The 12,720-nt window shown below is 39.9% G+C and carries 10 protein-coding genes; 9 read left to right on the forward strand and 1 reads right to left on the reverse strand.

Features of this window, described 5'->3' with window-relative positions; all coding sequences use genetic code 11:
* The 7 genes from aceF to GWI59_RS12340 all read left to right on the forward strand — a co-directional run.
* The coding region (gene aceF / locus GWI59_RS12310) for a pyruvate dehydrogenase complex dihydrolipoyllysine-residue acetyltransferase (protein WP_161707196.1) at nucleotides 1-1,579 on the forward strand (1,579 nt) is incomplete at its 5' end.
* A gap of 201 nt (nucleotides 1,580-1,780) precedes the next feature.
* A complete protein-coding gene (gene lpdA / locus GWI59_RS12315; protein WP_072063363.1) occupies nucleotides 1,781-3,208 on the forward strand; it encodes a dihydrolipoyl dehydrogenase in 1,428 nt (475 codons plus the stop codon).
* 494 nt (nucleotides 3,209-3,702) lie between these two features.
* On the forward strand, nucleotides 3,703-6,300 hold the full coding sequence (acnB, locus tag GWI59_RS12320) for a bifunctional aconitate hydratase 2/2-methylisocitrate dehydratase (protein ID WP_161724783.1): 2,598 nt from the start codon (nucleotides 3,703-3,705) through the stop codon (nucleotides 6,298-6,300).
* A gap of 136 nt (nucleotides 6,301-6,436) precedes the next feature.
* Nucleotides 6,437-6,808, forward strand: a complete 372-nt coding sequence (locus GWI59_RS12325; RefSeq protein ID WP_006533712.1) for a YacL family protein — start codon at nucleotides 6,437-6,439, stop codon at nucleotides 6,806-6,808.
* Between the two features lie 92 nt (nucleotides 6,809-6,900).
* Nucleotides 6,901-7,761, forward strand: coding sequence for a small-conductance mechanosensitive channel MscS (gene mscS / locus GWI59_RS12330; protein WP_006533711.1), 861 nt, complete (start codon nucleotides 6,901-6,903; stop codon nucleotides 7,759-7,761).
* A gap of 166 nt (nucleotides 7,762-7,927) precedes the next feature.
* Nucleotides 7,928-8,551 (forward strand): arginine exporter ArgO, encoded by a 624-nt coding sequence (argO, locus tag GWI59_RS12335; RefSeq protein WP_072063360.1) that lies wholly within the window; start codon nucleotides 7,928-7,930, stop codon nucleotides 8,549-8,551.
* 86 nt (nucleotides 8,552-8,637) lie between these two features.
* Nucleotides 8,638-9,372 (forward strand): oxidative stress defense protein, encoded by a 735-nt coding sequence (locus GWI59_RS12340; protein ID WP_006533709.1) that lies wholly within the window; start codon nucleotides 8,638-8,640, stop codon nucleotides 9,370-9,372.
* Between the two features lie 72 nt (nucleotides 9,373-9,444).
* On the opposite strand, the gene GWI59_RS12345 is transcribed toward GWI59_RS12340, so the two are convergent.
* Nucleotides 9,445-10,344, reverse strand: a complete 900-nt coding sequence (locus GWI59_RS12345) for a LysR family transcriptional regulator ArgP (protein ID WP_109407438.1) — start codon at nucleotides 10,342-10,344, stop codon at nucleotides 9,445-9,447.
* Nucleotides 10,345-10,504: 160 nt separating this feature from the next.
* Between GWI59_RS12345 and rpiA the strand changes: the two genes are divergently transcribed.
* Nucleotides 10,505-11,161 (forward strand): ribose-5-phosphate isomerase RpiA, encoded by a 657-nt coding sequence (gene rpiA / locus GWI59_RS12350; RefSeq protein ID WP_072063358.1) that lies wholly within the window; start codon nucleotides 10,505-10,507, stop codon nucleotides 11,159-11,161.
* A gap of 272 nt (nucleotides 11,162-11,433) precedes the next feature.
* Nucleotides 11,434-12,684, forward strand: coding sequence for a phosphoglycerate dehydrogenase (gene serA, locus GWI59_RS12355; RefSeq protein WP_006533704.1), 1,251 nt, complete (start codon nucleotides 11,434-11,436; stop codon nucleotides 12,682-12,684).
* Nucleotides 12,685-12,720 lie beyond the last annotated feature (36 nt).

Below are 12,720 nucleotides of genomic sequence, written 5' to 3' on the forward strand. Positions count from 1 at the left end.
TGCGACAGCTGAATTAAAAGAAGTTCATGTACCTGATATCGGCGGTGACGAAGTTGAAGTTACCGAGGTGATGGTAAAAGTGGGTGATAGCGTTGCTGAAGAACAATCACTGATCACTGTAGAAGGTGATAAAGCTTCTATGGAAGTTCCAGCTCCATTTGCTGGTGTAGTGAAAGAAATCAAAATCGCAACGGGTGATAAAGTGAGCACAGGCTCTCTTATCATGGTGTTTGAAGTTGCAGGTAGCGCACCTGTTGCTCAGGCAGCACCAGCTCCAGCAGCATCTGCACCAGCAACATCTGCTGTGAAAGAAGTGAATGTACCAGATATCGGTGATGACGAAGTTGAAGTGACTGAAGTGATGGTTAAAGTCGGTGATTCCATCTCCGAAGAACAATCACTGATCACCGTTGAAGGTGACAAAGCTTCTATGGAAGTTCCAGCACCATTTGCAGGTGTGGTTAAAGAGATCAAAATTGCGGTGGGCGACAAAGTGAAAACTGGCTCACTGATCATGATGTTTGAAGTTGCAGGTGCAGCACCTGTTGCTCAAGCACCAGCGGCAACTGCACCAGCACCAGCAAGTTCTGCACCGGCAGCACCTGCTAAAGCACAAGCGACTGCACCAGCGGCGAAAGAAGAATTCGTTGAAAATGATGCTTACGTTCATGCAACACCGGTTATTCGTCGCTTGGCGCGTGAATTTGGTGTGAATTTAGCGAAAGTGAAAGGTACTGGTCGTAAAGGCCGTATCTTACGTGAAGACGTCCAGTCTTACGTGAAAGAGTTAATTAAACGTGCTGAATCTGCACCAGCGAATGCAGGTGGCGGATTACCAGGCATGTTACCTTGGCCGAAAGTTGACTTCAGTAAGTTCGGTGAAATTGAAGAAGTTGAATTAAGCCGTATCCAGAAAATCTCTGGTGCTAACTTAAGCCGTAACTGGGTGATGATCCCTCACGTAAATCTGTTCGATGAAGCAGATATCACTGAGGTTGAAGAATTCCGTAAACAGCAAAATAAAGAAGCAGAGAAGAAAAAACTGGATGTTAAGATCACTCCGTTAGTCTTCGTGATGAAAGCAGCAGCAAAAGCACTGGCCGATATGCCACGCTTTAACAGCTCTATCTCTGAAGATGGACAGAAACTGATCCTGAAAAAATACATCAATATTGGTATTGCTGTAGATACACCTAACGGTTTAGTTGTTCCTGTTTTCAAAGATGTTAACAAAAAAGGCATTATCGAACTGTCTTATGAGTTAGCTGAAGTTTCTAAGAAAGCACGTGCAGGTAAACTGACAGCTGCAGATATGCAAGGCGGATGTTTCACTATTTCTAGCCTTGGTGGTATCGGTACTACCGGTTTTGCACCGATCGTTAACGCACCAGAAGTTGCGATTATGGGACTTTCCCGTTCTTCTATGAAACCAGTATGGAATGGTAAAGAATTCGTACCACGCTTGATTCTACCAATGTCACTATCTTTCGATCACCGTGTGATCGATGGTGCTGACGGTGCTCGATTCATCACTCTGATTAATCAGTACATGAGCGATTTACGTCGTTTGGTAATGTAATTATTTAAACCGGTGCTTAGCGCCGGTTTCTCTGATTACAGTGATGGATTTTACAGTCATACATCTTAGGTTGTGAGATCCGTCATGTTAGAGCGCTTTTCAGTTTATTAACATTTCTGTAAACTGCATGCGGTATGTAAGTCTCGGTGTTAAATATGGATTTTCGTCTGACTCGCCGGACAAATAAATAATGAGGTCACGATGAGTACTGAAATTAAAGCACAGGTAGTGGTTCTCGGTGCAGGCCCTGCGGGTTATTCCGCGGCGTTCCGTTGCGCTGACTTAGGTTTAGAAACAGTTTTAGTTGAACGTCACTCTACTTTAGGTGGTGTTTGTCTGAACGTGGGTTGTATCCCTTCTAAAGCGTTACTCCACGTTGCTAAAGTTATCGAAGAAGCGAAAGCATTATCTGAACACGGTGTTGTTTTTGATGCACCAAAAACAGATATCGACAAAATTCGCATCTGGAAAGACAAAGTTATTTCTCAATTAACCGGTGGCTTAGCGGGCATGGCTAAAGGCCGTAAAGTGACTGTTGTTAATGGCGAAGCACGATTCACAGGTTCTCACACATTGTCTGTTGAAGGTGGTGAAGGTACAACTACCATCACTTTTGAAAATGCAATCGTTGCTGCCGGCTCACGTCCAATCGAATTACCATTCATTCCACATGAAGACCCACGAGTATGGGATTCAACAGATGCACTGCAACTGAAAACCGTACCAGAGCGTTTACTGGTTATGGGTGGCGGTATCATTGGTCTGGAAATGGGAACGGTTTATCACTCTCTGGGTTCTCAGATTGACGTAGTTGAAATGTTTGATCAGGTTATTCCTGCTGCTGACAAAGACGTGGTTAAAGTATTTACCAAACGTATCAGCAAGAAATTTAACCTGATGCTAGAAACCAAAGTAACTGCGGTTGAAGCAAAAGAAGATGGTATCTACGTAACAATGGAAGGCAAAAAAGCGCCAGCAGAACCACAACGTTACGATGCAGTATTAGTTGCTATCGGTCGTGTGCCTAACGGTAAATTATTAGACGCAGGTAAAGCGGGCATCGAAGTTGATGATCGTGGCTTTATCCATGTTGATAAGCAAATGCGTACTAATGTACCTCACATCTTTGCTATCGGAGACATTGTTGGTCAACCAATGCTGGCTCACAAAGGTGTTCATGAAGGTCACGTTGCAGCAGAAGTTATCTCTGGTAAAAAACATTACTTCGATCCTAAAGTTATTCCATCAATCGCTTATACTGAACCAGAAGTTGCATGGGTTGGTATGACAGAAAAAGAAGCGAAAGAGAAAGGTGTTAGCTATGAAGTGGCTTCTTTCCCATGGGCTGCATCAGGCCGTGCAATCGCATCAGATTGTGCAGATGGTATGACTAAACTGATTTTCGACAAAGAAACTAACCGTGTTATCGGTGGTGCAATTGTTGGTTCTAATGGTGGTGAACTATTAGGTGAAATTGGCCTAGCAATCGAAATGGGTTGTGATGCTGAAGATATCGCATTAACTATCCACGCTCACCCAACGTTATACGAATCAATTGGTATGGCTGCGGAAGTATTTGAAGGTAGTATCACTGACCTGCCAAATCCAAAAGCGAAAAAGAAAAAATAAGTAACTTTTTTACTGAAAACAGTTTACTAAAGTAGTTTAAATGATAAGAGCTAAGTTCTTTATGGAACTTGGCTCTTTTTTTATATTTTTTATATTTTTTATTGAATGCTTGATTGTCTTCGGTTGTGTGATGCTGGTTATTTTGTGTAATTGATGTTTATTTGACCGCAAATTTTACTTTAGTACTAATTTGGGTATGAAAAAAACTATAAAAAGTGTGGTTATTAACCAAAATCTTGGTTAAAAGTCTCTGTTATATATTTTGTTTAAGTGTTTTAATCTGAATAAGTGGATATTTGAATCTGATTAATGTTACTTTTATGTGAACGAATTAACATCGTGTTGAAGATTTGCTATGCTGATAGCCCTTAGCTGGGCATAATTTCACAACCTCTTATGTTTTATGCGAGCAAAAGATCCTCTGACCTGGCACTTTATTAATAAGGTGCAGACAGCCGGGTTATACAAAATGACAAAGAAGCGAGGAGACAGTCGTGCTAGAAGAATACCGTAAGCACGTAGCAGAGCGTGCAGCTGAAGGTGTCGTTCCAAAACCTCTCGATGCAACACAAACAGCCGCACTTGTTGAGCTATTAAAAAATCCCCCTAAAGGTGAAGAAGAATTTCTTCTTGATTTAATTGTTAACCGTGTTCCACCTGGAGTTGATGAAGCTGCCTATGTTAAGGCGGGTTTTTTAACTGCCCTCGCGAAAGGCGAAACCACATCACCTCTTATCTCGCCAGAAAAAGCCGTTGAATTATTAGGTACCATGCAAGGTGGCTATAATATTCATGCTTTAATTGAATCTCTGGATAACGATAAATTAGCCCCAATTGCAGCCAAAGCGCTTTCTCACACATTACTGATGTTCGATAACTTCTATGATGTTGAAGAAAAAGCCAAATCAGGCAACGTTTATGCTAAACAGATTATGCAATCTTGGGCTGATGCGCAGTGGTTTACTGAGCGCCCGGAATTAGCAGAAAAAATTACTGTTACCGTATTTAAAGTCACTGGTGAAACCAATACCGATGACTTATCTCCAGCTCCAGATGCTTGGTCCCGCCCAGATATCCCATTACATGCTTTAGCCATGTTAAAAAATGCGCGCGAAGGAATTGAACCTGATCAACCGGGTAGTGTTGGTCCTATCAAACAAATCGAAGCATTAAATAAAAAAGGCTTCCCACTGGCTTATGTTGGTGACGTTGTAGGGACGGGTTCTTCTCGCAAATCAGCGACAAACTCTGTACTTTGGTTTATGGGGGATGATATTCCATTCGTTCCTAATAAACGCGGTGGCGGGGTTGTTCTCGGTGGTAAAATTGCACCTATCTTCTTTAACACAATGGAAGATGCAGGTGCATTGCCTATCGAAGTTGATGTTTCTAAATTAAATATGGGTGATGTTATTGATATTTACCCATATAAAGGTGAAATTCGTAACCATGAAACGAATGAGTTACTAGAAACCTTTGAGCTGAAAACAGAAGTATTAATTGATGAAGTTCGTGCTGGTGGTCGTATTCCATTGATCATTGGTCGTGGGTTAACGTCAAAAGCGCGTGAATCACTAGGCTTACCAGTTAGCACGCTATTCCGCCATGCTAAATCTGTTGAAGAAAGCAACCGTGGTTTCTCATTAGCTCAGAAAATGGTTGGTCGTGCTTGTGGTCGTACAGGTATTCGTCCTGGCGAATATTGTGAGCCTAAAATGACTTCAGTAGGTTCACAAGACACAACGGGTCCAATGACTCGTGATGAGCTAAAAGACTTAGCTTGCCTTGGTTTCTCTGCTGATTTAGTGATGCAATCATTCTGTCATACTGCTGCTTATCCAAAACCGGTAGACGTTACAACACATCACACTTTGCCTGACTTTATTATGAATCGTGGTGGTATTTCACTGCGTCCGGGCGATGGTATTATCCACTCATGGTTAAACCGTATGTTATTACCTGATACTGTTGGTACGGGTGGTGACTCGCATACTCGTTTCCCTATTGGTATCTCATTCCCAGCAGGCTCTGGTCTAGTGGCTTTTGCAGCAGCAACTGGGGTTATGCCATTAGATATGCCAGAATCTGTTCTGGTACGTTTTAAAGGTGAAATGCAACCGGGTGTGACACTGCGTGATTTGGTTCATGCTATTCCTTATTATGCGATCCAAGATGGTTTACTGACAGTTGAGAAAAAAGGTAAGAAAAACATTTTCTCTGGTCGTATTCTTGAGATTGAAGGTTTACCAGAACTGAAAGTAGAACAAGCTTTTGAGCTTGCTGATGCATCAGCTGAACGTTCAGCGGCGGGTTGTACTATTAAACTGGATAAAGCGCCTATTATTGAGTACCTGCAATCTAATATCATCTTACTGAAATGGATGATTGCTGAAGGTTATGGTGATCGTCGTACGATTGAACGTCGCATCACTTCGATGGAGAACTGGCTGAAAGATCCGCAATTACTTGAAGCGGATGCTGATGCAGAATATGCCGCAGTGATCGAAATTGATTTAAATGAGATCAAAGAGCCAATTCTATGTGCGCCTAACGATCCAGATGATGCTCGCCTACTATCTGAAGTGGCAAACAGCAAAATTGATGAAGTGTTCATTGGTTCTTGTATGACTAACATTGGTCACTTCCGTGCTGCGGGTAAACTGCTTGATCAACACAAAGGTCAATTACCAACACGTTTGTGGGTTGCGCCACCAACAAAAATGGATGCGGCACAATTAACGGAAGAAGGCTATTATAGCGTCTTTGGTAAAAGTGGCGCGCGTATCGAAGTACCAGGTTGTTCACTCTGTATGGGTAACCAAGCGCGAGTGGCTGATGGTGCAACAGTTGTTTCAACTTCGACACGTAACTTCCCTAACCGCTTAGGTACAGGTGCAAATGTGTATCTTGCTTCTGCGGAGCTTGCGGCAGTGGCTTCATTACTAGGTCGTTTACCTGAGCCACAAGAGTATTTGGATTTCATGAGTAAAGTGGATGAAACTGCAGAAGATACTTATCGTTATCTAAACTTTGATCAACTAGAGCAATATACGGATAAAGCGGATCAAGTTATTTTCCAAACAACGGTATAACGGTTAATTTATTGCTTTAAAGTATTTTATGTGAACAAACGGGAGGCAAATGCCTCCCGTTTTTTGTTATTTTTGTCATAATAAGAATAAGATATTTTTTATTAAAAAAGCGAGAGCTTTATAAGGGGCGTACACCATGGATTATGAATTTCAGCGAGATCTCACTGGCGGTATACTAGCCCGTTTTTCGATGGATCATGAAGCAATAGGCTATTGGTTGAATGATGAAATTCAAGGCGATATTAGTCTGATAGATCAAATTATTGAAGAAATGGAAGGTATTAAAGGCAGTGAAAGACAGTGGGAACTTATCGGTAAAGAATACAGTCTTTCTATTGATGACGAAGAAGTGATGGTAAGAGCCAATACCTTGCATTTTGAGACAGATGAAATGGAAGAGGGCATGAGCTATTACGATAATGAAAGCATCTCTTTTTGTGGTTTAGATGATTTTGCTACTATGTTACAAAAATATCGGTTATTTATTCTGGATAATAGAAGAAATTAACAAATCCTATATATTTCTTGAATAAATCTGCCACAATATACTATTGAATTACTATTCTTTTCATTACGTTTTTAAGTTTAAAAGGTGGTCTAATGAATGATTTACCCGCTAGTTTAGATGAAGCAACAGGTTGGTTTGTCGCAAATCAGGATCTCTTTATCCAGTATGCGGTAAATATTATTGCTGCATTTTTGATACTATTTGTCGGTCTTTTTGTGGCAAAAATGATTGGTAAAGGTGTCGCCAGAGTTTTAACATTGCGCCATATTGATGCTACTGTTGTGACGTTTTTGTCTGTCCTAGTTCGTTATACCGTTGTTGCTTTTACCTTAATTGCAGTATTAGGACGATTAGGGGTTCAAACAGCGTCTGTTATCGCAGTGCTAGGTGCTGCCGGTTTAGCCGTCGGTTTAGCATTACAAGGTTCGCTGTCTAACTTTGCTGCTGGTGTATTAATTGTTATTTTCCGTCCAATTCGTACGGATGAATATGTGATGATTGGCTCTGTAGAAGGTACTGTGAAAGATGTGCAGATTTTTTCTACAACATTACGCTCAGCAGATGACAAAATTATTGTTATCCCAAATAGTAAAATTATCAGTAGTGAAGTGATCAACTTAAGTCGCGAGCCTAATCGCCGTACTCAAATTATTGTTGGTGTCGCTTATGATGCTGATATTGATAAAGTAAAACAAGTATTGGGTGACGTTGTTGCAAAAGACAAACGTATTCAACATGAACAAGACGTGACGATCCGTTTACATGAAATGGCGCCATCTTCATTAAATTTTGTGGTACGAGTTTGGACAACGAATGCTGATGCATGGCCGGTTTATTGGGATTTAATGGAAAATTTTAAACGCGCATTAGATGCAAATAATATTGGTATTCCATTCCCACAAATGGATGTTTATATGCATCAAACACAAAATACAACAGCTAAAACCGAGTAGTTTTACAGTAAATTGATGACATAAAGCCACGTTAATAACGTGGCTTTTTTTGTCTTTATCGCCATTAGTTTTTCTTATTACCGATAAGAATGATTCATTTCCTCTAATATCAAAACCCCTCTATTATTCAGCTAATATCTAACGAATAATTATTAAGGTATTTTGCATGTTTACAACTTTTTTTCAGGGTTTTTTATTAAGTGCTGCCATGATTTTACCTATAGGTGCTCAGAATGCTTTTGTTTTACAGCAAGGGAGTAAAAAACAATTTCATTTAATGAGTGCATTTTTATGCGCTTTAAGTGATGTTGTATTAATAACAGCGGGTGTTTTTGGTGGCAGTGCATTACTTAGTCAATCAGAAACGCTTTTATTATTGATCACATGGGGAGGCGTGGCATTTTTACTTTGGTATGGTTGGAATGCATTTAAAACAGCTTTTTCAAAAGATATTGAACTATCACAAAGTGAAAATCAGGTAAAAAGCCGTTGGCGTGTGATTGTGACATTAATTGCTGTAACTTGGCTTAATCCTCATGTTTATTTAGATACTTTTGTTGTGATAGGCAGTATTGGTGGACAATTAACCACAGATCTTCGCCCTTGGTTTACAATTGGTGCAGTATTTGCCTCTATAAGTTGGTTTTTCGCATTATCACTACTTGCGGCTTGGTTTTCTCCAATATTAAGCAAAACACGCTCTCAACGTATCATTAATTTGTTTGTAGGATGTGTAATGTGGTTTATTGCTGTGCAATTAGCGGCTCAAGGATGGAAAACTCTCTTTTAATCTTAAAGAACTTTACATCATATATGCTAATGTTCTTCTTAGTCCTAAAAACAGGGCATTAAAATTTATTTTGTCAGGGGGTTTTTGTGAAATTAAAAGCGATTGTATTAGCATCCGTGTTTACGTTGGGATTACCTTCCATTGCACTAGCTGCATCGGAGCCAGAAGGACCACATATTACAACATCGGGTAATGCGACAATTAAAGCAGCTCCTGATATGGCGACATTAAATATTCAGGTTAGCGAAAGAGCAAAAGATGCTGCTCAGGCTAAGAAACAAGTTGATGAGCGTGTTGCAAAATATTTTGCCTTCTTAAAAGAAAATGGTGTTGTGAAGGAAGATATCGATGCTGCTAATATTCGTACTCAACCAAACTATGAGTATGATAAAAAAGCAGAGCGTTCGGTGATTAATGGTTATACAGCAACACGTACTGTTAATGTTAAAATTAAGAAATTAGAACAGCTTAATACGCTACTTGATGGCGCATTAGCGGCGGGTTTAAATGAGATTAATAACGTTGAATTTGGTGTTAATAATCCAGAACAATATAAAGCGAAAGCACGTGAAGTGGCGATTAAAAACGCGATTGATCAAGCAAGTTCAGTTGCAAAAGGTTTTGGCGCTGATTTAGGGGCAGTCTATAGTGTAAGTTATCGAGCACCAGAGGCAACGCCTTATCCAATCGCACAAGTGCGTATGGATGCAATGACATTGAAAGCACAAGCACCTGCCGCCGTACAAGAAACTTATCAACAACAAAGTATTGAGTTTAAAGATTATGTGGATGTGGTTTTTGAATTAAAACGCACTAAATAATTGTACTGCGATAAAATAGAATAGGCTTCAATATGAAGCCTATTCTTTATGGTAACAAGATAAAATAATGTATTACTCTTCACCTTGTTTTAAAACCTTACGGCCAAAATCAATTAGTGCATCTGTTACTTTTCTCATTGTTCTACTTTCTGGTGCAAAGCGGTGCCAATAGAGCATACGTCGTTGGCAAAGTCCCGGTGTTAAATCAACCAACTCTCCACTTTTTAGTTCATTAGCAATTTGTAGATGTGGGATCATGCAACATGTCGAACCTTGTTTAGCTAATTGCACAAAGGCTTCAGAGGAGTTCACGATATGACACGGCACACTACCTGGAGATAAACCGAAATTTTGTTGTAAAAATGCCTGATGCATATCATCAAGATGGTCAAATGCGACTGCTGGCGCTTTTAATAACGACGACTTAGTTACACCATTTGCAAAATAACGCTGGGCAAAATCAGGTGAGGCCACAAATAGATAATCAAGAGCGCCTAATTGATCGACAAGGCAACTTGGTAGTGCTTGTGGTTGAATACTGATGGCACCAACGACTTCACCTCGCCTTAATCGTTCTTGAGTACGAGTTTCATCCTCTACTTGAATATTAAGACGAATAGGCAGTTGCGTTAAGACAGGGTGCAAAGCGGGTAATAACCACGTTGCCAAACTATCCGCATTCACCGCCAAAGAGAGTAAAAGAGGTGTAGAGCCGCTATTTTCATCACCTAACCATTGCTCTTCAAGCAATTCTACTTGATGCAATAGCGCTAATAATTTTTGTCCTTGCTCAGTGGGTTGAGGTGGAACAGTTCTGACTAATAGCGGCTGTCCAAATAAATTTTCTAACTGTTTGATACGCTGAGAAACGGCAGATTGTGTAATACATAACTTTTGCGCGGCTCTTTCAAAACCACGTTCTCGAATGACGGCATCAAGGGCTTGTAATGCTCGATAATCAGGGCGTTTCATTAACAGACTCTCTTCGATTTTATATTCTATTGCTTACTATGCCATATTTTTGGTTGTAATGAGTTAAAATGTTGCTTCTCAGTTTTTGATGTGTCCGGTGCTAGTTTTGAATGCAATATGCTATTCTTAATCCATTAATGTGATAAATAAGGTTTTTTAAATGACTCAGGATGAATTGAAAAAAGCAGTAGGTTGGGCAGCGCTTGAATATGTAAAACCAGGCACGATTGTGGGTGTCGGTACTGGTTCCACGGCTTCTCACTTTATTGATGCATTAGCAACAATGAAAGGTCAAATCGAAGGCACTGTTTCAAGTTCAGAAGCATCAACTGCAAAATTAAAAAGTTACGGCATTCCTGTTTTCGACTGTAATGAAGTCGATTCTTTAGATATCTATGTTGATGGTGCTGATGAAATCAACCACCATATGCAAATGATCAAAGGTGGCGGTGCTGCATTAACGCGAGAAAAAATTATTGCAGGTGTGGCAAAAACATTTATCTGTATCGTTGATGAATCTAAACAAGTCGATGTATTAGGTAAATTCCCTCTACCTGTTGAAGTTATTCCAATGGCGCGCTCTTATGTCGCTCGTGAGTTGGTTAAACTGGGTGGCTTGCCTGAATATCGTGAAAACGTGGTAACAGATAATGGAAACGTTATTTTAGACGTTCATAACTTAACAATTCTTAACCCTATTGAACTGGAAAATAAAATTAACAGTATTCCAGGTGTGGTTACAGTAGGATTATTTGCTAATCGTGGTGCAAATGTCGTTTTAATGGGAACGTCTGAAGGCGTTAAAACGATTAAGTAAGATGATTAAAAAGAGGTGGCAATGGCGACCTCTTTTTAAAATTATTTTAGAAACTGCAAATTCAGTGATATATATCACACCATAGTTATATCTCTCTTTAAAATCCTGCCTTTTTCAAAGTCAAAATCATTTTACTCGGTAGAAAATCGCTTTCTTTATCGCTTATTCTGTCATCACTGCAATCGGTTGTATTGCCACAAACTCTATTTTTGTTATGTTGTTGAGACAGGATTTTGTTTTTCATTAAATGTAACAACGATAGGGCAGGGTAAATGGTCAAAGTATCTTTGGAAAAAGAAAAGATAAAGTTTCTACTCCTTGAAGGTGTGCACCAAAGTGCAGTAGAAAATTTAAGAGCTGCGGGTTATACCAACATTGAATATCACAAAGGCGCATTATCGGACGAAGAATTAAAAGAAGCTATCCGTGATGCACGTTTTGTTGGTCTTCGTTCCCGTACTCATTTAACAGAAGAAATTTTTGCAGCCGCTGAAAAATTAGTTGCTGTAGGATGCTTCTGTATTGGGACCAATCAGGTTGATTTAGATGCTGCTGCTCGTCGCGGTATTCCTGTTTTTAACGCTCCTTTCTCAAATACTCGTTCCGTGGCTGAGATGGTGCTAGGTGAATTACTGTTATTACTGCGCCGTATTCCGGAAGCAAACGCGAAAGCCCACCGTGGTGTTTGGGATAAGCAAGCCAAAGGTTGTTTTGAAGCGCGCGGTAAAAAACTAGGTATTATTGGTTATGGTCATATTGGTACACAGTTAGGTATTTTGGCTGAAAGTGTGGGTTTAGATGTTTATTTTTATGATATTGAAAATAAACTGCCACTGGGTAATGCAACGCAAATTCGTCATCTGTCTGAACTATTGAATATGTGTGACATTGTCAGCTTACATGTACCAGAAACACCATCAACAAAGAATATGATTGGTCATGAAGAAATTCAGCGCATGAAACCAGGTTCAATTCTTATCAATGCTTCTCGAGGTACTGTGGTTGATATTCCTGCTTTAGCGCAAGCGTTAGAATCAAAACATTTATCTGGTGCTGCCGTTGACGTGTTCCCATCTGAGCCAGGTGCAAATAACGATCCTAACGATCCGTTTGTCTCTGAACTTATTAAATTCGATAACGTGATATTAACGCCTCATATCGGTGGTTCAACACAAGAAGCGCAAGAAAATATTGGTTATGAAGTTGCAGGTAAATTAGCGAAATATTCAGATAATGGCTCTACGTTATCTGCGGTTAACTTCCCAGAAGTATCACTGCCAAGCCACGGTGATGATGTAAACCGTTTACTGCATATTCATGAAAACCGCCCAGGTATGATGAATAGCATCAATAAAGTGTTTACTGAAGAAAATATTAATGTAGCCGCACAGTATTTACGTACATCAGGTAATGTAGGTTATGTTGTGATTGATATTACAACACAAACTAAAGCTCAAGCTGAGTTAGTGTTGCAGAAACTAAAAGAGTTACCAGGTACAATTCGTGCTCGTATGTTGTACTAAATAAACGATTTTAATATTAAGTATAAAGGCTCAATA

The organism is Proteus sp. G2673, from assembly GCF_009915125.1.
Taxonomy (GTDB): Bacteria; Pseudomonadota; Gammaproteobacteria; order Enterobacterales; family Enterobacteriaceae; genus Proteus; species Proteus penneri.

Bases quoted from the DNA above. Each gene is read 5' to 3' on its own strand.
- mscS (WP_006533711.1), top strand. From the start codon at position 6,901: ATGAATGATTTACCCGCTAGTTTAGATGAAGCAACAGGTTGGTTTGTC.
- rpiA (WP_072063358.1), top strand. From the start codon at position 10,505: ATGACTCAGGATGAATTGAAAAAAGCAGTAGGTTGGGCAGCGCTTGAA.
- serA (WP_006533704.1), top strand. From the start codon at position 11,434: ATGGTCAAAGTATCTTTGGAAAAAGAAAAGATAAAGTTTCTACTCCTT.
- lpdA (WP_072063363.1), top strand. From the start codon at position 1,781: ATGAGTACTGAAATTAAAGCACAGGTAGTGGTTCTCGGTGCAGGCCCT.
- argO (WP_072063360.1), top strand. From the start codon at position 7,928: ATGTTTACAACTTTTTTTCAGGGTTTTTTATTAAGTGCTGCCATGATT.
- GWI59_RS12325 (WP_006533712.1), top strand. From the start codon at position 6,437: ATGGATTATGAATTTCAGCGAGATCTCACTGGCGGTATACTAGCCCGT.
- GWI59_RS12345 (WP_109407438.1), bottom strand. From the start codon at position 10,344: ATGAAACGCCCTGATTATCGAGCATTACAAGCCCTTGATGCCGTCATT.